Origin of the sequence: Psychrobacter sp. TB55-MNA-CIBAN-0194, from assembly GCF_040309505.1 — a bacterium.
GTDB lineage: Bacteria > Pseudomonadota > Gammaproteobacteria > Pseudomonadales > Moraxellaceae > Psychrobacter > Psychrobacter fozii.
On record NZ_JBEOOW010000007.1, the window covers coordinates 120,925 to 144,779 of the forward strand.

Here is a 23,855-nt window from a genome sequence, read left to right on the forward strand (position 1 = left end):
TTTTTAATCTCTTTTTGGCAAAAATTCATGAATAAACAGCAATCTTATTAACAATGTAAATATTATGCTAATACTAAATTCTGAATATTAAGACAAGCTGGCCTTATAATCCTGATAATCAAACTCACGCTGCACATCAATCGATCCATCAAGGCGACGAATCACAATCGCTGGCATGTTGACGCCATTGAACCAGTTTTTCTTCACCATGGTATAACCTGCGGCATTACCAAAGGTAATCTGGTCACCTATCTGTAAGTTACTTGGCAAGTCGTACTCACCAAAAATATCCCCTGCCAAACACGAGCGACCATAAATGAGCGTACTGTCTATCTCACTGTCGAGAATAGGTTCTGACGTCTCAATCACTGAGTGACCGATAGGAGCGATATCCATCGCTGTATTATTAATAGCGGCAATAGGTGCTGACTCGCGGTAAATCAATAGATCAAGCATATGCGCCTCGATAGACGAGTCAACCACGGCAAGATGCTTTTCATTGTGCATGGTGTCTAATACGGTCGTGACTAGCGAGCCAGCACCATGAATGCTCGCTTCACCCGGTTCAAGATAGACTTGCACGCCATATTGTTCACTAAATCCTTTTAATCTTTCAGCAAGCTTTTCTAGCGGATAATCAGGCGCAATAAAATGAATACCACCGCCTAAGCTTACCCACTCTAATTGTGCCAGAATATCGCCAAATCTGTTTTCAATATCTGCCAGACTTTCGCTAAAGGCTTCAAAGCTGTCATTTTCACAGTTGTTATGAATCATAACGCCTGTGATATCATCAAGTACTGCGGTGATTTTATCTTTATCGTGTTCACCCAAACGGCTAAAAGGACGGGCAGGATCAGCAATAATAAAAGACGAATTACTGGTTTTTGGGTTTAGACGCAGCCCGACAGGAATATCTTGCGCACGTGCCTGCTCGCCAAAAGCATTGAGCTGCGAGATAGAGTTAAAGATGATTTTATCCGCGTATTTTAATACTTCAGGGATTTCATCTGCACTATATGCCACGCTGTAAGCATGCGTTTCTTTTTTGTCTTTACTACTCGCATCATTATTGCCAAAAGTCTCATAGCCCAGACGGACTTCATTAAGTGACGATGAGGTAGTGCCATGCAAATACGGCTGCATAATATCGAACACGCCCCATGTGGCAAAGCATTTCAGTGCTAATAATGCCTTTGCACCGGACAGCTCGCACAGCCGTGCAATGATTTGCATATTGGCAACGATGGCCGCTTCATCGAGTAAGTAGTAAGGCGTTGGCACGTTGATAGACTGGCTAGTAGATTTGGTAAAAGTTGGATTGGTAGATGATGTATTCATGATGGTGCACCCGATAGCATTTGATAACAGTAGCGAATAATATTTTTCGCTATAGTAGACTAAATTTATCATGATTAGAATAGCTTATGGCACTTTCAACTGACTACTCCACCTCGTCCAGTCAAGCCAACTCGGCTCAATTGGATCCAAAAAATATTGATTTGACCCATCTAAATCCTAATGCGCGGGCCGTATTGGACTTTTGGTTTGATACAAACAATGAGCAATATTGGTTTGCACAAAATGATAACTTTGATAGACAAATAAAAAATAAATTTGGCGATATCTGGCAAGTAGCCAAACAGGGTGAATGTGCGACTTGGCGACTTTCAGAATCCTCATTAGACAGTAATAGCTCAATCACGGCTTTAGCTGGACGCTTGGCAGAAATTATCGTGTTGGATCAGTTTTCACGTAACTTATGCCGCGGGCAAGTCGGTGCTTTTGCACAGGATGGTATGGCCGTCGCTTTAGCACAAGAAGCCAGCCAGCAACCCTATTTTGATACATTACCAATGGCATGGCGCAAGTTTATTATCATGCCGTTTATGCACTCTGAATCGGCAGTCATTCACGAGCGCTATCTGCCATTATTTGAACAATTGGATGATGCTTATACTTTAGACTTTGAACATCGCCATAAAAATATCATTGAGCAGTTTGGCCGCTACCCTCATCGTAATAATACGTTGGATCGTGAATCAACTTATGAAGAAGAAGTGTTCTTACAGCAGCCTAATTCATCGTTCTAAGTATTTTAAATTATAAAAGCAAAAGCCACCTGCCTATAAATAAGTAGGTGGCTTTTCATATTTCAATGACAGTATGCTTTATGCTTAGGCTATTTTATAAGGACAGTTTGCTAGTCAAATCTATTGCCCTTTCTATAGAACCTAAAAAATATTAACGTACTGATAAGTTGTAGGATAAATTTCTTCAAATTTTATGGATAATTATGAACAAGCACCTGCTTGTTGTGCTCCATAAGCTGCTTCATTTGCAGTGTACTTGTCACCTGCACTCGATGAAAGTTGTTCGATTAGTCCATTACAAGAGAAGCCTGTCATATCAAGATACTGGTTTGCCGATCTCACGGCTTGCTCATTCCAATTGATATTTAAGCTGTCTACAGCAACGGTAGCATCAGCTACTTCATAGCCATCACCATATTCTGATGAAAGCTGATTGATAAGTCCATCTCGTGAGAAGCCCGTTATACCAATATATTGTTTTGCTGATCTAACAGCATTCTTTTGTGGCCGAGATAGGTCTTTTGGCTTTTCTAGTATGACTTTTTCACTTTTTACTTGTGTTTGTTGAAGTTTGGCATCGGAGACTTTCGGAGCCGTATAGTAATTACCGTTTTCACTCCAAAACTCTAGATCACCATTTTTATTAATAATGAAGTATTCATTGTGATCTTTTCCGCTCTCATCTTGAAGCCTTAACCCCTTATCTAATTGAGTTGACTCATAGACTGTGTCTTCTTTTGAGAGTGGACCGAAATCATATAATTCTTGAATATAAATCTGACCATCTTTCTTATATGCAGTCACCTTTGAGTCCATTCCACGACTGGCCATCCAGCTCCCTATTAATTCACCTTTAGATATATTGGTGTTTTTTATTCTTTCGTAATCCGATGCGGTTGCCCCAACTATATTTACCTCAAACTCAGGATTATAGTGAGTCGTTGCCCAAGCACTCCCATCACCTCCACTAGCAAGCCGATACGTGATAAAAGTTCGCTCAACTTTTGCATCTGACAGAGCATAAATCTTTTCTGCTAAAGCAATAAGAGATTCCTCATCCATCCGTGACGATAGCTCCACTTCTACAGTACGTTTAATATCGCCCTTAACCGTATCTTCTACAATTTTATATTCAGGCAGTTTCTCAACTTCAGGTTCTGGAGTGGGTTCAGGCTTTACAGTATCAACCTCTGTTTCTGTAGTTACTGGTTCATTGGTTGCTGTCTGGTCATCTGTTGGGATAAATAACATTGATATAAATATTAGAGTAGAGCCTGCTACTGTTATTTTACCCCTACCTATTTTAGGTTTTTTATCTAAGATTAAACGCTTGATAAGTGGTAACAACAGAACCGATCCGATTAGCATTAATACACTAGTGACAATAGCTCCTTGTGCCATCATTCCTAGTGCCGTTGCTATAAAGAAAATTCCAAAAAACCAAGCGCACACTGATAGTATCTTTGATTTTAAATTATTCATTATCACCACCTAAAATGTAAAATATCCAACTATAAAGCATTATTTTAATATAACAAATGTTTAGTTTAAAATACTTTTTTACAAATTAGTTGTTAGAGCTTTTTAACCTCATTAAGGATATATTTTAGCTTTCTAGCGCCTTTCTGACAGGTGCAAAGCTACGTCTATGCTCAGATAATACGCCATAGGTGTCAATCGCTTCCATATGTGCACGCGTTGGATAGCCTTTATGTTTGGCAATTCCGTATTCTGGGTGCTGTGTATCAAGCGCATACATGGCTTCATCACGGCTTACTTTTGCTAAGATACTGCCCGCGGCAATACTAGTATGACGAGCGTCGCCCTTCACCCATGCTTGGCAGTCGATATTAGCCTGTTCGACCCCGCATTTAGTAAGCTTAGCAAAGTCCAACTCTGGACAACGATTACCATCAAATAGTACTTCAACTTGTAACGGTTTATCAGCATCTGCCTCGATTTCATGAGCCATAACAAATTGTTGAGCAACCACTTCTATCAACGTTTCGGTACATAGGCGCATCCCTAACATGGTCGCTTGCAAGATATTGACCTGATCAATCACTGCTGCAGGTATATCAGCGATAACATAGCCGATTGCATATTGCTTCACCAACGGATAAAGAATGTCGCGTTTTTTTTCACTCAATTGCTTGGAGTCTGTCAATATGGATAGCGGCGTACCCGTGAGTGGCTGCTCCTCAATCAGTCCTGACCAAGCAGCAGGTAATATCGCAGCGGCAACATTGACGCTCCCGAGCAACGGCCCACGCCCTGCTTCATCGATGCCAATTTGTAGCATTGGCTGTGTTAAATCTTGCTGTCTGTCTACTGAATATTGAGTGAGAAGCTCAGAGACATTGAGTCGCCCGGACAAATGAATGGGAGCTGCCAATTGGATATATTGACCTTTAATATCAATGCTCTCGATACTCACTTTAATTGGTGTCATTGAGCTGTCGGTACTGTGCTGTTTACTCATAGCGATGCTGTGTCTTTTTATCAAAATAGTGGAAATGTAGCGTGGGTCAATCTGCAGTATTGTGCATTAGGCTTTATGGTCTTTTTGAATAAACCATTGCTCAACCACGCTATTGGCTGGGTCATGGTTACTTTGCTGTTCTAATGATCGTTTGGTAGCGACAAGGTCTTTTAATTGTTCGGCATAAGCCCGTGGTTGCAATAAGCGCATGAGCGTACGGCAAATATTATCCCCGCTTGCCTGCTCTTGAATAAGCTCAGGGACGATGGCCGTACCCGCCAAAATATTAGGCAGCGCCACATACGGCACTTTTACCAAGCGCTTAGCTATCTGATAGGTGAGCTTGTTTAATTGGTAAACCACGACCATCGGCCGCTCTAGCAGCATTGCCTCTAACGTTGCCGTACCAGACGCTAGCATAACGATGTCTGATGCGGCCATGGCCTGCTGACTAAACGCTGGCTGGCTATCATCATATACCACGACTATCGCGGCTCGCAGCTGCTCTGAGCGTTGATCAATCACATCTTGCACGATATATTGATGATTCTGGTCCACTGTTGGAATGATAAAGCACAGCTTTGGATCTAATAGTATTAGCCTTTGAATACCGTCTAGCATCAACGGTAAAATAGCGGTTATCTCTCCGCGTCTAGAGCCTGGCATCACACAAATAAGTTGGCTGACGTCATCAAATCGCTCAATAAAGAACTGCTGCAAACCATCGTTATGCCAAACCAGCTCACTACGGCGCTGATTAATCGGTGTCTCTAGTAATGTCTGATCAATGGTGCGTAAGAGCGGATGACCGACACATATCGCTGGGTGATTATGGCGCTCATAAACAGGTAGCTCAAAAGGAAATAAGCACAGCACCAGATTGGTCGCCGCTTTAATATTATGAATCCGTGACTCACGCCATGCCCAAATAGATGGACTGACATACTGCACACAAAACACGCCTTTTGGCTTTAGCTTTTTAGAGACTCTGAGATTGAAATCAGGAGCATCAATACCAATGAACCAATCGATATTAGCGGCTTTGAATGCGCTCAACAGCTCACGACGGGCTTTGAGCAAATCAGGCAGTTGGCCCATCACCTCTACTAATCCCATCACGGCCAAACGCGACAAAGGAAAAATACTTTGTAGCCCTTGCGCTTCCATCATGCTGCCGCCCACACCTACCCAAACAATATCATCACGCAAATTGTTCATTTGTTGCATAAAATCCGCACCCAAACTGTCACCTGATACTTCACCTGCGACGATACCTATCACTAATGGCGTCGATGTTAACTCAGGTGTCTGCTCTGTGAGTTCAGTATGTTTATCAGGCGTAGAAAAATCTGTCATGACAAGCTCTCGATGTTAAAAAATACAATGTTATAAAGAATAAAAAATAATTATTATGAAATAATGCTGGAGAAATCTACACTAAAATATGGTGATTAATGAGTATTCTCAGCACGCACTATTTTAGCGTCCTCTCATTTATGTTGTCATCATACGTGACGATGATATAAATAGCTAAGTTAGCTGATAAAAGTGGCATGATATACCTATGAAAAATGACTCAAAATTTCGTTCAATTTTTCATTATGGATAAGAATATTAAGCAGAAATCTTACGTCTATTACACTCAACACAAGACTGATAATAAACAAGTATAACTAAGTTTTGTTTTTATCATTCCAGTTATGAGTCAATAAACTCGCCGACTACCCTTGTCAACTGCCTGTTTTGTCCGCATAATGATTATTCCTATAAATTAGCTAGACGATATAATCATGACGACACCAGCTACCCATAATGCAGATATTGATGACGTGAACATTGAACAATTCATCCCCCTAATCACTCCAAACGAGCTCAAAACTGAGCTACCTTTGTCAGAGAAAGCGTATGACACGGTTTTGAAAGGCCGTAATACTATCCAAGACATCTTGGATGGCAAAGACAAACGCTTATTTGTGGTCATCGGCCCTTGCTCTATCCATGATATCAAAGCCGCTCACGAATATGCCGATCGCTTAGCCATATTGGCAAAAGAAATCGAAGACAGTGTTTTTGTTGTGATGCGCGTGTATTTTGAAAAGCCACGTACCACTGTCGGTTGGAAAGGTATGATTAATGACCCTGATATGAACGACAGCTTCGATATCGAAAAAGGTCTACGTACGGCCCGTAAACTGCTGATTGATCTGAACGAAAAAGGCTTGCCTTGTGCGACTGAAGCATTAGATCCAAACACCCCGCAGTACATGCAGGATTTGATTAGCTGGTCAGCGATTGGCGCGCGTACAACTGAGAGCCAAACTCACCGTGAGATGAGCTCTGGTCTATCATGCCCAGTTGGCTTCAAGAATGGTACTGATGGCGGCATGACAGTCGCAGTCAACGCTATGCAAGCGGTAAAAGCGGGTCATAGTTTCTTAGGTCTATCATCAGATGGCAAAGTCTCTATTATCAAATCTAAGGGCAATCCTTACGCACATGTAGTATTGCGTGGCGGTAATGGCAAACCTAACTATGATCAAACAGCTGTCTCTGAAGTTGAAGATGCGCTGGCTGCAGGCAAAACCAGTAGCAAGATTATGATTGACTCAAGTCATGCCAACTCAGGCAAAGACCCATATCTACAACCTATGGTCATCAAAAACGTCGCTGAGCAAATTCAGAACGGCAACAAATCAATCATCGGCATGATGATTGAGAGTCATCTAAAAGGCGGCAATCAAAAACTGACTGCTGATTTGAGCCAGCTTGAATATGGCAAATCTATCACTGATGGTTGTTTAGATTGGGACAGTACTGTAGTTGCGCTACACAACTTACGTGACATGGTAAAAGACGTACTACCTAACCGCTAATCATCATTGGCTTATAGTCAATTGCTATAAGCCAAGCATAAAAAAATCCCGTCCAACATTATTATGTCGGACGGGATTTTTTATGCTTTCAATTCAATCACAAGGTCATTTAACCTACTCGCTCGCTGCACCTAACACACTATTTAAACTCTCAAGCACATGCTTAGATGAGACTTGCTGCTGCAACTCAAGCAACTGCTCATGCGCTATTTGGCGATGTGATTCAGCCAACGTATTCCAACGTGCCAGCACTTGCAACAAGCGCGAGGCCAAGACAGGATTGGCATCATCTAGCTTTTTGATCACGCCTGTATAAAGGCTCAACCCTTCTGCTGTCCACAGCGCTGTTGGCTGTGACGTAAAGGCACTGATGACCGAGCGTACACGGTTGGGCGTATTCCAATCAAAATCAGTATGAGCAATCAACGACTCGATAGTATCAGCCGTGACAGTATCAGCGGACGCTTGCACACTAAACCATAAGTCGATAACCAAATAATTGCTGTTAAAGCGCTCATAAAAATCGGCTAAATAAGCATCAGCACTTGCCACTTGATGATTGACCATCACTTTTAGCGCACCGAAACGCTCGGTCATACAGCTGGCATTGTCATACTGCTGCTGCGCCCATACTGCTGCATCTTCAATTTTGGCCGTTAATGCCATGTCTAACACCACATTACGTAGCGCACGAGTACCACGTGCCTCAGGGCTGTCTTCATAAGACTGCATCGGTAGCTGCTTATAAAGTACTGCCCATTGATCTTTTAGAGTATCTGCTACCAGTTGATACAAGCCTTCACGCTGCGATTTCACCAACGCTGGAACATAATCTTTATGAATCGCAGACGCCAACTCTTGTGCTGAAGGAATATCGAGCAAACGTGCTGCTAACATTGCATCTTCAGCTGCCAAGTCAGGCAATGTCTGAGCCAATGCATTTAGATAGACGTCAGGACTGCTCTTCGAGCCTTGGCCTTGTAGCAAGATACGATTGACGAGCATTTGCGTCACTTGCCAGCGGTTAAAACCATTGGTTTCATGCTTAAGCAAAAATGCTAAGTCTTCATCTTGATAATCATAATTAAGCTGTACTGGCGCACTGAAATCACGCAGCAACGAGACTACTGGCTCACTAGTCACATTTTCAAAGGTAAATGACTGTGTTGCTTGATCGAGCAATAACATACGCTCGGCGATGATGTCACCAGAGTCTTGATTAAACAGCGCCGTCGCTACCGGAATCGGCAATGGTTTTGGTGCATCAAAGCCACTGACATGACGGGTTTGCTGACTCAAAGTAATGATTAATGTCTGCGCAGCACTGTCATAGCTTTGATGGCCAGAGACCACTGGCGTGCCTGGCTGACGATACCAATCTATGAAGTTTTCAATCTTACTATCAGTGATACTCAGTGCAGACAAGAAATCCTCAACGGTCACTGCCTGCCCATCATAACGGCGGAAATACTCATCAGTGCCCTTGCGGAAGTCATCAGACCCTAACGTATTCGCAATCATACGGACAATTTCAGCACCTTTCTCATATACGGTTGTCGTATAAAAGTTATTGATCTCAACGAAACTCTCAGGACGCACAGGATGTGCAAGCGGCCCTGCATCTTCTGCAAACTGATGCGCGCGCAATGTCGCGACATCGTCGATACGCTGTACAGCACGCGACTGCTGATCCGCTGAAAACGATTGGTCACGGTAAACGGTAAAACCTTCTTTTAGACACAGTTGGAACCAGTCACGACAGGTGATGCGATTGCCTGTCCAGTTATGAAAATACTCATGGGCGATGATGGCTTTCACACTGAAGCTACGTGAGTCAGTCGTTGTCTCTGGGCTAGACAATACGCAGGCAGTATTAAAAATATTCAGACCTTTGTTTTCCATCGCGCCCATATTAAATTGACTGACAGCAACGATCATATAACGGTCTAAATCGTATGGTCGGCCATAATTGACCTCATCCCACTTCATGGCATCTTTTAGCGCTTGCATACCGACATCGCATTTATCGATATCAGCAGACTTGGCATACACCTCAAGCTTGACGTCTCGGCCTTCGCTCGTCGTATAGGAGTCCGTTAGTACGTCTAAGTCAGCGACGACACAGGCAAACAGATAGCTTGGTTTATTAGTCGGATCATGCCAGATCGCATAGTGGCGGTCTGGCGTATCGGCCAACTCACCAGACTCAACCAAATTACCATTGGCCAATAGCGTTGGGTAGCGCTTATCTGCTTCCAGACGTGTGGTAAATATTGCTAGCACATCAGGACGGTCTGGATAAAAGGTAATCTTGCGAAAGCCTTCAGGCTCACATTGGGTGACAAACATGGTATCGTCACCACTACCTGCCATATATAAGCCTTCAAGTGCAGTATTGGTCTGCGGGCAGATACGTACTTGGATATCTAGAACGACCTCATCAGGTGCATTCGATATTGTCAGTTTGCCAGCGTCTTGCTGATATTGCTCAGCCGTCAGTGTCTCGCCATTCATACTGATAGCAAGCAGCTCTAACGCTTCACCAAATAATACAATATCTCCTGCTGTTTGACGTACCATTTTTAGCGTACTGTCTACCTGCGCAAACTCTTCAAACAACTTGATATTCAAATCAACCGTTTCGACATCAAAGCTTGGTTTTTTATAGTCTTTCAGGTTGATTTTACTCGGTGCTTGCGGTGGTACATCTGGCATATCAGCATTGATGATTTGAGCATCAGTTTCAGCAGTAGACATATAAATTCCTATTATTTTTTATGATATAAATAGACAAATGGTATTGGTACAAGAGCTTGCTAGACTTATAACTAAATTGACCTGAACGGCCAAATTTCAAGTGCAGGTCTAAAGATTATAGCATCCAGAAGAAATGCAGATGTATATGTGATATTTCAAACGATGTTAAGACAACTTGTGTTAATCAACCATTGGATAATGATGCTTAAAATGATTTAATAGATTCACTATTCAATTAACGGCCTATTATATGACAAAGCATACTGCCCGTCGTTCAGACATTACTTTACCACTACTTATAGATTACGTTGATGCCCTACTGCCATCGTTAGTGACGCAAGAAGACACACCGGAAATGATTGAACAAGTCAACGACATCGCTGAGTTATTATGGGTAGTACAAGACAAAAATGCACGCATAGCATTAAAGACTGAGCTAAAAGAATATCTCAGCAATAAAGACAGCTATAATGAAACAGCACAAGCTGAAGCGCTACAGATAGTAACGCTGACAGAGCTTACGCAGCAGCAACTGCCTAGACGGTATGAGCTCGCCTGTTTTTGGTTGCCCGCATTGTCATCCGAGCTACTACAGCAATATATTCCATTACTGATGCGCTATCGCGACCTGTATGCTGCACATCTACTTATCGCACTTGAGAGCAGCATAAACCTACAAGCTTATGGCTTTACACCATTTAATATTTTGAACGAGCAACCTTCAGAGATTAGCTTAACTGATCAAAACAACTCGCTCGTATCAACGGCAGCCATTCTCTGGCAGTTTAATTTATATGACTATAAACAGCTACCAAATTGGCTCAATGCTGACTACTGGGCCAACCCTGAAAACTGGGGTAAGCATCGGTGGTAGTAAGCCTCATATCTATATGTAAATTCTAGAATTATTTACAGTAAAACTAATTACATAAAGTAACATTTAGTATATTATAGATAGCAATTGCCCAAGTTTTATCCTAAGCAGTTTAAAAAAACAATTTAATTAAAATTTTAGGAGCTCAGCATGTCAACTAACTTTTCTAAGATCGCCGTTCTAACTGTATTAGCAAGCGCAATCGCCATTACTACAGGTTGTGCTACCAAACGTACAAACTCTGAAGTTGTGGTTGCCCCACTAGGTATCCCAGGTGGTCAAGCTGGATATAATGGCTCTGTTTCTATGAATAACTCTAGCGCCGTTATGGCTGGTGCTGAAAACCTACAAGCCGTTGTATATTTCGGCTATGATAGCAGCGAAATTACCGCACAATCGGCCAGTGTTTTGAATCAGCATGCAAGCCTACTTAGCTCAAACCCATCAGCGGGTGTTGTCATCGCTGGTCACACTGATGAGCGCGGTAGCCGTGAATACAACATCGCATTGGGTGAGCGCCGTGCTCAAGCAGCGCGTAACTATCTTGCTGCCCAAGGTGTGTCTACAAGTAATATCCGTGTCATCAGCTATGGCGAAGAACGCGCTGCTGCTGCTGGTAACACTGAAGCTGATTATGCACAAAACCGCCGTGCTGAGCTGTCTTACTAAGAGTCGTACAACCAATCAGAATCAGACAGGCTTAATTTGATTCATAAAAGCCCAGTAATATTGATATTGCTGGGCTTTTTACGTATTACTAAAGCAAAAAAAACTCATACCAATCGATATAATTCATGATGCCAACCTTACGCCTGACGCATATTCAATTTACTCAGCTACAGCCCATGACCTGGTGTGCTACCGCGCAGGTAAGTGAACCTCCACATCTTAGGCACCAAGACTTGTGGAGCAAATCGTTGGGTCGACTAATTGCTGACGATTCATATATAAATACTGACAAATGGTATCAATGTAGTTGGCAGTACCACATATCACCAGATAATTTATCAGTGCGTGATATCGCTCATACCCAACGTCAGCGACAGCGTCGAGGCGTACGCCTGTTGTTAGAGCAATTACTGGATAAGCTAGCGCTCAGCGATACGTTAGATGAATCCGCATTCCCGTATTGCCTTGTTAAAGGTAGATACTATGTATGCTTTAGTCATACAGGTGGCAAAAGTAAGGCAGTCAATACACCGATGAGCAGTACAGTCGCCGTGGTGATTAGCCCTCACCGCCCTATAGGTGTCGACGTAGAGGTCAATAATGTTGCATGGCATGTGGCAAAGCGATTTTACTCAGACAGCGAGATTTCAATCTTGCAATCATTACCCATGATTCAACGCGACACGATCGCCAAGTTTCTGTGGCAGATAAAAGAAAGCTTTATTAAAATTCATCAATACAAACTGGCTCAAGGTCTAGGAATAGATTATTCCTATCTTATTGATGACTTAATAGATGCCAGTAGAAAGCCATCAGCTTTAACCGTTATAAATGACCATAAATTACCTTATCAAATTGCCGTTTTATCTATACAACAGACGGTCGTTGTTTTTTAGATAAGTGACAATTATATTAATTTAGATAGCGATTATTGTTTTAAACAACGACTGTTACTTTATTTCAGACAAAAAAACGACCCTAAAAAGGGTCGTTTTTTTGCGCTTACTTTTCTTCTAATGACAGCCTTTAGACTGTGATTAGATTAGAAACGGTAAGTTGCACCAACTTTAACAATTGGCATCCACTCTAACCAATCTTTATTTTCAAGCTCAGTTTCAGCAGCTTTAGCAGCAGCAACAGCATTATCGCTAGTACCAGTAGCCGTTACAGTTGCGTCTGTTTTACCCATATAAGCAGCACCTAACTCTCCGAACACACCGAAGTTGTTAGTGATATTAGGACGGAAACCGATAGTAGCATAAGGAGCTAGCTTGTTACGATGCTCGATATTACCTTCTAGAGTACCAACTTCAGCTGAGTCATAGCTAACGTTATCGATTTTATATGAACCATTTTCAGAGTTTGCACGGATATCGATATCGTTATCAGGAACGATAATACCAGCACCAACTGTGAACCAGTTACTAGCAGGACGTAATTGCACGCCTAAGTACGGGTTGCTGAAATCTGAATCTACTTCGTAGTTTACGTCGTCAACATCGAAATCACCGCCGAATAGGTCAGCTGCATCACCACCTGCCCAACCAGCTTGTAACTCAGTTTTCTCATTTAGTGACCAACCGATGTTAGCACCATAACCTAAAGTACCAGCTTCAGCGCTTACAGATGCTGGGTTAATAGCGGTGTTGAAAAGTGTCTTAGTACCACCAAAAATAGCGCCAGTAGTATTACGAACAGCACCCGTAGTTTTACCGACAATACCAGTATTAGCGGGTTCTGCTTCATAGGCGACGGCAACTGGCTCAGCTTCATAAGCAACAGCAGTTGGCTCAGCTTCATATACCATTGCATCAGCTTCATCAACAACGATAACTGGTTCAGCAGCAAAAGCAGCAGTTGATGCCATGACAGCAGCAGAAATAGCCGTTAGTTTAATAAATTTCATCAATATTCTCCTAAAGAATGTAATAACTCGCCCGTAAAAAAATGATAATTCAGATTTTGATATCAATCATTTTTGTTGAGGAGATTAAAACAATTTTGGCCTTAAAAGTCATCCCTATAGATGCGCTTTTTATTTGCCATTATGTAAAGATTGCATAGGTATTGTAATAATTACTACACCAATCCGTAAAACTTCGAGTTTCTGTTACACAACACTCTTACAGCTACTGAATAGCGCAAACATTGATATTGGACAGCTTAATGTTTATGTAAGGGTATTACAAAATATGTCATTATAGTGAACGACCTTTCCATTAAACTCAGTGGCGGTTATATAGCTTATTACTACAGTTTATTGTACTTTGTGAGTTGTTGTAGCCACTGTTGCTTTAAATAAGTTTTTAGACACATGCGTTTATCATACAATTGTTTCTATATAGTATGAGCAGATAGCGTGCCTAAGACTTGTCTAAGCTTGATATTGTGCTAAATTAGAAGTAGTTAAGAATGTGTGATAAATCTACGTATTCACTGCTACCTATCTGATTGATTAAAACATTGTGATATTTCCTACTGTACTATTTTTATTATTGAGCCATCCATATGCCTAAAGTATCGTCGATTACCCGTGTGTTAGAGATTATCGAAGCCGTATCTTATGCTTCTAAGCCTCTCTCTCCACTTGAGCTGTCACAGGAACTAGACATTCATAAACCAACCATGCATAGATTGATCCAAAATTTGGTTGATGAGGGTTTTGTGACCGTCGATATTGGAGGTGGCATCATTCCTGGAAAACGAGTACGCAACTTAAGTGTTGAGCTGTGGCAGCAGCGCCAGTTCTTTAATGAACGACAAATGGTTTTGCATAAATTAGTAGAGGAGGTAAAAGAAACTTGCGGGATCGCAATTCCCTATTATATGGACATGCTCTATACCAACCGTGCACAAACCGCTCTACCGCTACAGATTTATCTGCCCGTAGGTGCCAAATCACCAATGTGGTGTACCGCTACTGGTAAGCTGTATTTGAGTCAGTTATCTGCTACCAGTCGCAACAAGATACTGCAAAGTCTGCCGCTAGATAAGTTCACGAAAAACACCATCACCGATATCGATGCGTTAAACAAAGAGCTAGATCATATTGCTGAAATGGGTGTGGGTATCGACAACGAAGAGTTTATCTCTGAAATGGTAGCTGTGTCTGTGCCTATACTGGATAAAAAGTCGCGCTATCTGGCCTCACTATATATTCATGCACCAACCGTACGCCTATCTTTGGATGAGCTGCTGACACATGTGCCACGACTACAAGCAGCGGCACAAGATATTCAATCGCTGGTATATGAGCTACAAAGCTAAAGCTGTGACCGTTAAATGACTATAATTAAATGGCTATAATCGAATGACTATAAAAAGGCCTGCACTAAGAGATTAGCGCAGGCCTTTTTATATGGTTGAACACATCTCTTATAATGTATAGCCGTTTAGTAGTTCTTTGACTGTATTAAACATACTATTTTGGAGCTAATACCATCCACAAAAATTAGAGAAGCAAGGAAAACGAGTGCAAGTACGACGCATTGTAGACTAAACAAGCTTGACACCGCTAATCGTACTTTTGGGGATTGGTGCTAAGAGAGTACCGAACTGTCATGACGCGCCATGATACTAGAAAAATCTCTATCGCCATTTTCGACTGTATGCGCTTCATATAACTCTGCAGCCTTAGCACCCATCGGCGTATCAACGTTTGTATTCTGAGCGGTTTGTAAAGCCAGATTGAGGTCTTTTTGCATCAGCTTACTCATAAAGCCACCTTGATAACCGTTGCTCGATGGTACGTTCTCCATGACTTGCGGGTAAGGATTGTACACTTCTAATGTCCAGTTACGACCTGAGCTTTGTAGCATAATATCTGATAGCACCTTGGGATCTAAACCATTTTTGACGCCCAAATTAATCGCCTCTGCCGTCCCTGCCATCAAGATACCTAATAGCATGTTATTACAGATTTTAGCCACTTGTCCGGCACCATGCTCGCCAGCATGAAAGATGTTTTTGCCCATGACCGCTAGTATTGGCTCCGCTTTTGCAAACGCGTCAGTACTACCGCCCACAATGAAAGTCAGACTACCTGCGATAGCGCCGCCCGTACCACCAGAGACTGGCGCATCTAAGAATTCTATACCCAGCTTGCTTGCTGCCTCTGCCACGGTTCTTGCATCAGCAGCAGCGATGGTACTGCTGTCAATCACCAATGTGCCCTGTGGTAACTCTGCCAGTAGACCATTAGTTCCCTCTTCACCCAAATAGACAGAGTGAACGTGCTTGCCAGCAGGCAACATACTAATGATGACTTGTGCATTGCTTGCAGCAGCTTTAGGACTGTCTGCCACCCTAGCACCTGCTTGCTGTAGACGCTGGGTCGCATCCTCAGACAAATCATAGACAGACAATCCATAACCTGCTTTTAACAAGTTCTCCGCCATTGGCGCGCCCATATTACCAAGCCCGATAAAAGCAATATTTGGCTTCGCACTACCATTATCCGCAGTATTTACATCCTTTGTATTCATCTCATCATTCCTTGATGGTTATATAGTCAGCATGGCGCACGCTTGTGTTTTGTGTACGTCATGCCATTTAGTGTGATATGCCTAGTTAATACCAATCAAATAGACAGTTTAAGTTGTTAGCGGACAAACTGGTTGCTTGCTGCTTCAGTACCCAACCAACCGTCTAAAGGGTGCTCACTTGTCGCATAAGGGTTTACAAAATGCTGTTGGATATATGCCTGCCCTTCTGCATTGAGACAATCAGCTAATGAACGCGACCACTGCGGATTTCTATCTTTATCAATCAATAGCGCGCGTACCCCTTCTTTAAAGTCAGGATTGGCCGCACAATGTACCGCCACATTGGTTTCTAGATATAAAACTTGCTCTAACGACAGGTCAGCAACTTTATGATAAAGCGCATAGGTCAAAGCGACGGTAACGGGACAACCATGTCGATAAGTGGCGACTGCTCGCTGCGCCCAACTGTCTGCTGCAAAGTCTGAATGTAACGTTGCTAATGCCTCATCACTTTGCAATATGGCATCGATATCACCCAAGCCACCACTATTCATCAACTGCTGGATAGGTTGCCAATATTTTGCTAAATTGCTGGCAGGCAACTCAGCAACTGATTGCGCGGCGAGTGCACGGCTAACGATACTATGCGCACTATTGTTATCGCATTTATCCTTACTGCTGGCAGCTGGTTGCCAATCGCTCTGTTTTAAACTTTGTATGACAGCATCATAATCACTACTAGCAACGGCATACTCTGCTAGATTGGCCAATAGCGCATCACTACCATTGCACATCGCACCGGTTAGCCCTAAAAACAGACCTGTTTTGGCAGGCATATTCTGCAAAAACCAACTGCCAGAGGCATCAGGGAATAGTCCGATAGTCACTTCTGGCATCGCAAAGCGAGTACGTTCAGTGACCAGACGATGGCTACAACCTGCCATCAATCCCATACCGCCGCCCATGATGATACCGTCACCCCAAAGAATTATTGGCTTGGCATAAAAATGCATCTGCCGATAGAGGCTATATTCATGACTGAAGAACTCTGTTGCATAAGGATTCGGTAACGGTGCACTGGTCAACATACTGTCATACAGCTTACGAATATCACCACCCGCACAAAAAGCCTTGTCGCCTGCGCCTTTCAACACCAAAGCGACTATCTGTGCATCACTTGCCCACGCATCTAACTGCTGTGCTAATAGTTTGCACATATCAACACTCAGCGCATTGAGAGATTTGGGGGTATTAAGTGTCATGACGCCAATCAAATGACCACAATCTGTCGATTCAGTGTTGAACAATACTGGCGCTTCTTGCTCTGTGACTTTTTGATTATTATCTGTTGTTGTAACTGATGTCATGGCGGCTGTCATAAAAAGTACCTGCAAAAATTAAAATGAATAAAGTGACTGTTAGCACATCCTACCTGCAGTCTATTTATTTTGCCAATTCGGTTTGCGCTTCTCTAAAAACGCTTGCACGCCTTCGCGCTGATCGTTGGTATCGAACAACTTAACAAACGCTTCGCGCTCATGGATGAGATTTTGTGCAGGTGGGGTATTTCTCGCAGCTTGGATAAGCGCTTTAGAATAACTGACGGCAACAGGAGACTGTTTAGCAACTTTTTGCGCTAGTGCTTGCGCCACTTTTAACCCTTCTCCTTTGGCAGCCACTTCTTCGACCAGACCAATACGCAACGCCGTCTCTGCATCAACGCGCTCACCGCACAGTATCATGCGCTTAGCCCAACCCTCTCCTACTAACATAGTTAGGTTTTGTGTACCACCCGCGCATGGCAGTAATCCCACACCAGTCTCTGGCAATGCCATCTGTGCATGCGCTTCTGCGATACGAATGTCACAAGCAAGCGCACACTCAAGTCCGCCACCCATCGCATAGCCGTTGATGACAGCAATACTGACACCGCGATAGGTAGATAGCGCCTCAAACGCTTCACCAAAAGCAATCGCCATGCTGATGGCACGACCTTTATCACCATCTGAGAAATTGTTTAAATCTGCACCCGCTGAAAAGAACTTCTCACCATCACCACGAATAATCAAAGCATAAATATCATCATTGGCATTCAAATCAGTCACCAGCTGTTTGAGTGCTGGCAAACTGTTCATCGTCCACGTGTGGGCTGGTGGGTTATTCAATGTCACGGTAGCAGTATGACCATCAATCGATAACTTAAGATTGGTATAATCCGTCATAAATAATCCTTTATTTTATCTGAATTGGGTATGGTTAGCCGTTAGGGCGTGTCTTCAATTAGTTTGAGAAAATACCCTAATACAATTAACGTAATTGATCCAACGCATCGTCCTGTAATAGCTGACGCGAGACAATCACTCGCATAATCTCATTGGTACCTTCCAAAATCTGATGCACACGCAAATCTCGTACATGGCGCTCAAGTGGATACTCATTTAGATAGCCATAACCACCGTGTAGCTGTAAGGCTTCATTGGCGACATCGAAGCATAGGTCAGTGGAGAGACGCTTGGCCATTGCGCAGTAGGTAGACGCTTGACCGTCATTGTTATCAACTTTGCTCGCTGCTAGATAAAGCATTTGTCGCGCGCTAATGGTCTGGGTCAGCATATCGGCAAGTTTAAACTGTACAGATTGTAAGTTAGCAATCTGGCTACCGAATTGGCTACGCTCTTGCACGTAATTGGTCGCGGTCTCTAGTGCTGACTGCGCCGTACCAACCGCACAGATACCAATGTTGATACGCCCACCATCTAAACCCTTCATCGCAATACGAAAGCCTTGGCCCTCCTCGCCTATCAAGTTCTCTACTGGAACTTTCACATCCTTAAAACTAATCGTGCGTGTTGGCTGCGCTTTCCAGCCCATTTTATGCTCGTTTTTACCATATTCGATACCAGCACTATTCGCATCTACCACAAAAGCCGAAACGCCCTTTGCGCCTGCGCCGCCTGTACGTGCCATGACGACTAAGACATCGGTAGACCCTGCGCCTGAAATGAATGTTTTCTCTCCAGTTAGTACATAATGCTCGCCTTGCTTATCCGCTTTGGTACGCAGAGAAGCTGCATCAGAGCCAGCATTGGGTTCAGTTAAGCAATAACTACCCAACCACTCTCCGCTCACCATGTTGGGTAGATACTTTTTGCACAAAGTATCACTGCCATACTCACCGATCATCCAAGCAGTCATGTTATGAATACTCATATAAGCCGCAACGGCAGTATCACCCCATGCAAGCTCTTCAAACACCATCGCAGAGTCTAAGCGTGGTAATCCCAAACCATCATATTCTGGATTGGTATACAATCCTAAAAATCCGAGCTCGCCTGATTTTTTGATGACATCGACTGGAAAATGCGAGGTGCGATCCCATTCTGCTGCGTGTGGTTTTAGCTCTTTTTGGGCAAACTGCCGAGCGGTTTGGCGAAAGGCAATTTGGTCTTCGGTCAATGAAAAATCCATGAGATCATCCTTGTGCGTGCATCGCAAATATGGTGTAGAGAACTTTATAAATCGTCAGTCTAATATTGTTCATATAGTATTGGCTATACAGTATAGCAGCAGCATAACGACAATCATAAAATCAGGCTTGGCTGAAATATGCCCTAAACAGAATTGTCGCTATACCGCAAACATGTCGAACGAACGATTAAATTGAAATGGTGGTATTGACGCCGCGGCTAGCCTCATCATCAAACCAACGCGCAGTAACGGTTTTGGTTTGAGTATAGAACTGCACGGCTTGCTTGCCATAAGGACCAAGATCACCAAGCTTACTAGCACGTGAACCTGAGAATGAGAACATTGGTAGTGGCACAGGAATCGGTAAGTTAATGCCAATCTGACCGACTTGAATGTCTTGTTGGAATTTATGTGCGGCGGCACCTGACTGAGTAAAAATCGCCGTGCCATTACCATGTGGATTGGCATTGAGCATCTCAATCGCTTCATCAAGGTCGGCTGCACGCATGATACACAATACTGGCCCAAAGATTTCTTGTTGGTAAATCTGCATGTCGCTTGTGACATTATCAAAGATAGTCGGGCCGACGAAGTTGCCTTTCTCATATCCTTCAACGGTAATGCCTCGACCATCTAAAATCAAACTGGCACCCTCTTCTACTCCAGTACCAATCAAGTGCTCGACACGGGCTTTTGCGGCAGGAGAAATCAGCGGACCTAGGTCTTTATTATGCTTACCTGCTGATACGACCAACTTTTCTGCTTTGGCCTTAATGTCATCAATCCACTCACCTGCAGTACCGACCAATACCACCACTGACAGCGCCATACAACGCTGACCGGCAGCACCAAATGCTGCGCCTGCTAACTGATTAAGCGTCTGTTCTTTATTAGCATCCGGTAAGATAACACCGTGATTTTTTGCACCCATCATGCACTGGGCACGCTTACCAGATTGACTGGCACGCTCATAGACGTGTTTGCCAACAGCGGTAGAACCGACGAAAGAAACGGCTTTGATATCAGGGTGATCACAAATAGCATCGACGGTAGCTTTTCCGCCATGTACAACGTTTAGCACGCCTTCAGGTACGCCAGCTTCAATTGCTAACTCAACCAAACGCATAGTGACCATCGGGTCCTGCTCAGACGGCTTAAGAATAAAAGTGTTGCCTGTGGCAATCGCCATTGGGAACATCCATAGTGGAATCATCGCCGGGAAGTTGAACGGTGTGATACCTGCACACACGCCTAGCGGCTGCCAGATACTATAGGTATCAACGCCTGATGCGACGTTTTCAACGAAGTCACCAATCTGCAAGTTTGCAATACCTGCTGCATGCTCGACCACTTCTAGACCACGGAATACGTCACCGCGAGCATCTGCAATCGTTTTGCCTTGTTCAGCGGTCAAAATCCCTGCCAGCTCGTCCATATGCTCGCGTATCAATGCTTGATACTTTAAGAAGATACGGGCACGTGTGGTGATAGGTGTTTTGCGCCACGTTTGAAAGGCGGTCTGGGCAGCGGCAACTGCTTGGTTGATTTCATCGTCAGTCGTTTGTGGAACTTTTGCGATGACTTCTTGTGTGGCGGGATCGGTAATATCAATCCATTCGCTAGTATTAGAATCGACGAATTGACCATTGATGAGCTGCTGAACGTGGTGCATAAGATATCCTTATCTTTTTTGCAAAACTACCATATAGCGGTATAGTTAATCCTCTATAAATCAGATACGGTGTCAGCCTCGCTTAGTCTACTATTTGTAGTACTTTCACTCGGCTTCCTTGTATCCAAATTATATTGAACAAACTATATTTTGTATTGATAAAAAATTAAGAATTCATCAATAACTACCAAACATGGATAATTTTAAAATGATTTATTATGTATCGTTATTGACTATAACAATAAATCAATTTTAGGGTCAAGCGCTTTATTAAACTTTTATGTTAGGTTGTATTCAACAGTAAATATTATGGAAAATTTAAAACTAAAAAAGCCCATGATGATTCATGAGCTCTTGTACGATATTGAATGGCATTATTGATCAGCAATCAATAAATTTGTATTCCGCATTAATCAATAATCTTTCATAGACTGCTTAATTGCATCAATCGCAGGTGGATTATCGAGTGTCGACATATCCCCTGTTTCCTTCCCTTCTGCCAACGCACGAATGGCACGGCGTAATATTTTACCCGATCGAGTCTTTGGCAACGCTTGCGGGAAATAAATGGCCGCCGGTCTTGCAATACCGCCAAGGGACTTGACCACGGCACCGATGATTTGCTGCTCAATACGGAACCGATTTTCAGTCGTTGCCACTTGCTCATGATCTCTCAGCACACAAAATGCAATAGGCAATTCCCCTTTCAACTGATCTTGAATACCTACAACCGCACACTCTGCCATCTCTGGATGCATGCTAATCGCCTCTTCAATCTCTTGCGTACCAATGCGATGACCAGCGACGTTAATCACATCGTCTGTGCGTCCTAAGATATAGAAATACCCATCCTCATCAGTTACGGCATAGTCAGACGTTGAGTATTGTTGTCCATCAAACAAGCCGAAATAGCTGCTGATGAAGCGCTCGTCGTTACGCCATACGGTAGTGAGACAACCTGGTGGCAGAGGCGCCTTGATTGCAAGTAAGCCTTTTTCGCCAGCAGCACAGGGCTTACCTGTTTCTTCATTGATAACTTGTGCATCATAGCCATACATTGGATAACCAGGCGAGCCTTGCTTATGCGGTTTATGATTGAACTTTGGCGTATTACTTAGAATAGGCCAACCAGATTCTGTCTGCCAATAATGATCTAAAATAGGAACACCCAGATGCTTAGTTAACCAGTTGGCTGTTGATTCATCGAGTGGTTCACCTGCTAAAAAGAACGATTTAACGCTTGAGACATCGTAGCGTGTCATCCAAGCTTCATCTTGTTTTTTGAGCATGCGCACACCCGTCGGTGCGGTGAACAAAATATTGACCTTGTTTGCCTCGACAATCCGCCACCAGATACCTGGATTTGGGCGATGTGGTAATCCTTCATACATAACACTGGTCATGCCAGCTAATAGTGGCGCATAGATCGTATAAGAGTGTCCAACGGCCCAGCCAATATCAGATATCGCCCAAAACGTCTCTCCTGCCTTACCGTCATAAATATAATCCATCGATGTCGTCAGTGCTACGGCATGTCCGCCTGTATCGCGTTGCACGCCTTTTGGCGTACCCGTCGTTCCAGAAGTATAGAGAAGATACGATGGCGTATTGGACTCAAGCCAAACAGGCTCAACAATCGCATTGGCTTCACAACTGACACGGCGCTCGGTTGCATAGTCCACATCGATATCCTGTGGTACAAATGGCAATACGCCTCGGTTGACGACTAGCACATGCTCAGGCTTAACGTTGGCTTGTTCGATCCCTTGATTGACGAGGCTTTTATAGTTAATGACCTTACCACCGCGCAAACCTGCATCCACTGTGATGACCATTTTTGCTTCGGCATCATCCATACGGATTGCCAAGTTATGTGCCGCAAACCCGCCAAATACCACTGAATGCACGGCACCGATACGAGCACAAGCCAACATCGCATAAGCCGCTTCCAAAATCATCGGCATATAAATGATGACCCGATCGCCCTTGCCGATACCATGACGTTGCAATACATCCGCAAAATAATTGACTTCTTTATACAAGTCATTGTACGTCAAACGGCGCTTGGTATAGTCTGTATAAAACTCGACGTTGTTGCCTAGGTCTTTAAACGAATCAACGACGGCGGGGAATGTTTCGATCAGTTCTTGGTTAATCTCTGATGACAACCAAATGAATGCGTCTTGCTCTGCACGCTCTTCGAGGTGGCGATCCACACAGTTATAACAAAGATTGGTCTCACCGCCAACGAACCACTTAGCGAAAGGCAAATTACTGTCATCGAGGATTTGCTCAGGCTCTTTATGCCAGTAGATACGCTTGGCTTGCTCAGCCCAAAACTGCTCGCGATTATTAATGGAGTCGTGATAGATATCAGCAAAATTCTGAGTGGTATCGGATGGCGCTTGAGAGTTTTGAATAGAAACGTGATTGCTGCTTTGATTAGTACTTTTATTGGTGGCTTGCTCGCTCATAATGGCTGT

At 43.4% G+C, this 23,855-nt stretch carries 18 protein-coding genes; 6 read left to right on the forward strand and 12 right to left on the reverse strand.

Annotated elements, in window-relative coordinates; all coding sequences use genetic code 11:
• Window positions 1–87: 87 nt before the first annotated feature.
• The gene (locus AAEY75_RS09935; protein ID WP_352259494.1) at window positions 88–1,341 is read right to left on the reverse strand and encodes a carboxynorspermidine decarboxylase; all 1,254 of its coding nucleotides are present in this window, start codon (window positions 1,339–1,341) and stop codon (window positions 88–90) included.
• 86 nt (window positions 1,342–1,427) lie between these two features.
• On the opposite strand from AAEY75_RS09935, the gene AAEY75_RS09940 reads away from it, so the two are divergent.
• The gene (locus tag AAEY75_RS09940; protein WP_352259495.1) at window positions 1,428–2,093 is read left to right on the forward strand and encodes a DUF924 family protein; all 666 of its coding nucleotides are present in this window, start codon (window positions 1,428–1,430) and stop codon (window positions 2,091–2,093) included.
• Window positions 2,094–2,294: 201 nt separating this feature from the next.
• On the opposite strand, the gene AAEY75_RS09945 is transcribed toward AAEY75_RS09940, so the two are convergent.
• The 3 genes from AAEY75_RS09945 to lpxB all read right to left on the reverse strand — a co-directional run bounded on the left by AAEY75_RS09945 (window position 2,295) and on the right by lpxB (window position 5,931).
• Window positions 2,295–3,575, reverse strand: coding sequence for an Ltp family lipoprotein (locus AAEY75_RS09945; RefSeq protein WP_352259496.1), 1,281 nt, complete (start codon window positions 3,573–3,575; stop codon window positions 2,295–2,297).
• A gap of 124 nt (window positions 3,576–3,699) precedes the next feature.
• Window positions 3,700–4,575 carry a ribonuclease HII gene (gene rnhB, locus AAEY75_RS09950; RefSeq protein WP_352259497.1) on the reverse strand — a complete coding sequence of 292 codons (876 nt, stop codon included), beginning with the start codon at window positions 4,573–4,575 and terminating at the stop codon, window positions 3,700–3,702.
• Window positions 4,576–4,641: 66 nt separating this feature from the next.
• Window positions 4,642–5,931: a lipid-A-disaccharide synthase gene (gene lpxB / locus AAEY75_RS09955; protein WP_352259498.1), complete on the reverse strand. Its 1,290-nt coding sequence runs from the start codon at window positions 5,929–5,931 to the stop codon at window positions 4,642–4,644.
• Window positions 5,932–6,365: 434 nt separating this feature from the next.
• On the opposite strand from lpxB, the gene AAEY75_RS09960 reads away from it, so the two are divergent.
• Window positions 6,366–7,448: a 3-deoxy-7-phosphoheptulonate synthase gene (locus tag AAEY75_RS09960; protein ID WP_110923758.1), complete on the forward strand. Its 1,083-nt coding sequence runs from the start codon at window positions 6,366–6,368 to the stop codon at window positions 7,446–7,448.
• 114 nt (window positions 7,449–7,562) lie between these two features.
• On the opposite strand, the gene pepN is transcribed toward AAEY75_RS09960, so the two are convergent.
• Window positions 7,563–10,205, reverse strand: a complete 2,643-nt coding sequence (gene pepN, locus AAEY75_RS09965; RefSeq protein ID WP_352259499.1) for an aminopeptidase N — start codon at window positions 10,203–10,205, stop codon at window positions 7,563–7,565.
• A 250-nt stretch (window positions 10,206–10,455) separates the two neighbouring features.
• On the opposite strand from pepN, the gene AAEY75_RS09970 reads away from it, so the two are divergent.
• From AAEY75_RS09970 to AAEY75_RS09980, 3 genes are all read left to right on the forward strand, one after another.
• Window positions 10,456–11,079 (forward strand): DUF6231 family protein, encoded by a 624-nt coding sequence (locus AAEY75_RS09970; RefSeq protein WP_352259500.1) that lies wholly within the window; start codon window positions 10,456–10,458, stop codon window positions 11,077–11,079.
• Between the two features lie 150 nt (window positions 11,080–11,229).
• A complete protein-coding gene (pal, locus tag AAEY75_RS09975) occupies window positions 11,230–11,748 on the forward strand; it encodes a peptidoglycan-associated lipoprotein Pal (RefSeq protein ID WP_352259501.1) in 519 nt (172 codons plus the stop codon).
• A 125-nt stretch (window positions 11,749–11,873) separates the two neighbouring features.
• On the forward strand, window positions 11,874–12,644 hold the full coding sequence (locus AAEY75_RS09980; RefSeq protein WP_352259502.1) for a 4'-phosphopantetheinyl transferase family protein: 771 nt from the start codon (window positions 11,874–11,876) through the stop codon (window positions 12,642–12,644).
• 146 nt (window positions 12,645–12,790) lie between these two features.
• Here AAEY75_RS09980 and AAEY75_RS09985 read toward each other — a convergent pair whose 3' ends face one another.
• The gene (locus AAEY75_RS09985; protein ID WP_352259503.1) at window positions 12,791–13,654 is read right to left on the reverse strand and encodes a hypothetical protein; all 864 of its coding nucleotides are present in this window, start codon (window positions 13,652–13,654) and stop codon (window positions 12,791–12,793) included.
• Window positions 13,655–14,256: 602 nt separating this feature from the next.
• Here AAEY75_RS09985 and AAEY75_RS09990 point away from each other — a divergent pair.
• Complete coding sequence (locus AAEY75_RS09990; protein WP_352259504.1) at window positions 14,257–15,015, forward strand: IclR family transcriptional regulator; 759 nt, start codon at window positions 14,257–14,259, stop codon at window positions 15,013–15,015.
• A gap of 272 nt (window positions 15,016–15,287) precedes the next feature.
• Here AAEY75_RS09990 and mmsB read toward each other — a convergent pair whose 3' ends face one another.
• The 6 genes from mmsB to AAEY75_RS10020 form a co-directional block, all read right to left on the reverse strand.
• Window positions 15,288–16,232, reverse strand: a complete 945-nt coding sequence (mmsB, locus tag AAEY75_RS09995; protein WP_352259505.1) for a 3-hydroxyisobutyrate dehydrogenase — start codon at window positions 16,230–16,232, stop codon at window positions 15,288–15,290.
• Between the two features lie 116 nt (window positions 16,233–16,348).
• Complete coding sequence (locus AAEY75_RS10000) at window positions 16,349–17,599, reverse strand: enoyl-CoA hydratase/isomerase family protein (protein WP_352259506.1); 1,251 nt, start codon at window positions 17,597–17,599, stop codon at window positions 16,349–16,351.
• A 72-nt stretch (window positions 17,600–17,671) separates the two neighbouring features.
• Window positions 17,672–18,454 carry an enoyl-CoA hydratase gene (locus AAEY75_RS10005; protein ID WP_352259507.1) on the reverse strand — a complete coding sequence of 261 codons (783 nt, stop codon included), beginning with the start codon at window positions 18,452–18,454 and terminating at the stop codon, window positions 17,672–17,674.
• 85 nt (window positions 18,455–18,539) lie between these two features.
• Window positions 18,540–19,700 carry an acyl-CoA dehydrogenase family protein gene (locus tag AAEY75_RS10010; RefSeq protein ID WP_352259508.1) on the reverse strand — a complete coding sequence of 387 codons (1,161 nt, stop codon included), beginning with the start codon at window positions 19,698–19,700 and terminating at the stop codon, window positions 18,540–18,542.
• 187 nt (window positions 19,701–19,887) lie between these two features.
• Window positions 19,888–21,372, reverse strand: coding sequence for a CoA-acylating methylmalonate-semialdehyde dehydrogenase (locus tag AAEY75_RS10015; RefSeq protein ID WP_197217457.1), 1,485 nt, complete (start codon window positions 21,370–21,372; stop codon window positions 19,888–19,890).
• 413 nt (window positions 21,373–21,785) lie between these two features.
• A complete protein-coding gene (locus AAEY75_RS10020) occupies window positions 21,786–23,846 on the reverse strand; it encodes a propionate--CoA ligase (RefSeq protein ID WP_352259509.1) in 2,061 nt (686 codons plus the stop codon).
• Between the last annotated feature and the right edge of the window lie 9 nt (window positions 23,847–23,855).

What these genes read in the sequence shown, in the direction of transcription:
- AAEY75_RS09935 (WP_352259494.1), bottom strand. Translation starts at nt 1,341, where the DNA reads ATGAATACATCATCTACCAATCCAACTTTTACCAAATCTACTAGCCAG.
- AAEY75_RS09940 (WP_352259495.1), top strand. Translation starts at nt 1,428, where the DNA reads ATGGCACTTTCAACTGACTACTCCACCTCGTCCAGTCAAGCCAACTCG.
- AAEY75_RS09945 (WP_352259496.1), bottom strand. Translation starts at nt 3,575, where the DNA reads ATGAATAATTTAAAATCAAAGATACTATCAGTGTGCGCTTGGTTTTTT.
- rnhB (WP_352259497.1), bottom strand. Translation starts at nt 4,575, where the DNA reads ATGAGTAAACAGCACAGTACCGACAGCTCAATGACACCAATTAAAGTG.
- lpxB (WP_352259498.1), bottom strand. Translation starts at nt 5,931, where the DNA reads ATGACAGATTTTTCTACGCCTGATAAACATACTGAACTCACAGAGCAG.
- AAEY75_RS09960 (WP_110923758.1), top strand. Translation starts at nt 6,366, where the DNA reads ATGACGACACCAGCTACCCATAATGCAGATATTGATGACGTGAACATT.
- pepN (WP_352259499.1), bottom strand. Translation starts at nt 10,205, where the DNA reads ATGTCTACTGCTGAAACTGATGCTCAAATCATCAATGCTGATATGCCA.
- AAEY75_RS09970 (WP_352259500.1), top strand. Translation starts at nt 10,456, where the DNA reads ATGACAAAGCATACTGCCCGTCGTTCAGACATTACTTTACCACTACTT.
- pal (WP_352259501.1), top strand. Translation starts at nt 11,230, where the DNA reads ATGTCAACTAACTTTTCTAAGATCGCCGTTCTAACTGTATTAGCAAGC.
- AAEY75_RS09980 (WP_352259502.1), top strand. Translation starts at nt 11,874, where the DNA reads ATGATGCCAACCTTACGCCTGACGCATATTCAATTTACTCAGCTACAG.
- AAEY75_RS09985 (WP_352259503.1), bottom strand. Translation starts at nt 13,654, where the DNA reads ATGAAATTTATTAAACTAACGGCTATTTCTGCTGCTGTCATGGCATCA.
- AAEY75_RS09990 (WP_352259504.1), top strand. Translation starts at nt 14,257, where the DNA reads ATGCCTAAAGTATCGTCGATTACCCGTGTGTTAGAGATTATCGAAGCC.
- mmsB (WP_352259505.1), bottom strand. Translation starts at nt 16,232, where the DNA reads ATGAATACAAAGGATGTAAATACTGCGGATAATGGTAGTGCGAAGCCA.
- AAEY75_RS10000 (WP_352259506.1), bottom strand. Translation starts at nt 17,599, where the DNA reads ATGACATCAGTTACAACAACAGATAATAATCAAAAAGTCACAGAGCAA.
- AAEY75_RS10005 (WP_352259507.1), bottom strand. Translation starts at nt 18,454, where the DNA reads ATGACGGATTATACCAATCTTAAGTTATCGATTGATGGTCATACTGCT.
- AAEY75_RS10010 (WP_352259508.1), bottom strand. Translation starts at nt 19,700, where the DNA reads ATGGATTTTTCATTGACCGAAGACCAAATTGCCTTTCGCCAAACCGCT.
- AAEY75_RS10015 (WP_197217457.1), bottom strand. Translation starts at nt 21,372, where the DNA reads ATGCACCACGTTCAGCAGCTCATCAATGGTCAATTCGTCGATTCTAAT.
- AAEY75_RS10020 (WP_352259509.1), bottom strand. Translation starts at nt 23,846, where the DNA reads ATGAGCGAGCAAGCCACCAATAAAAGTACTAATCAAAGCAGCAATCAC.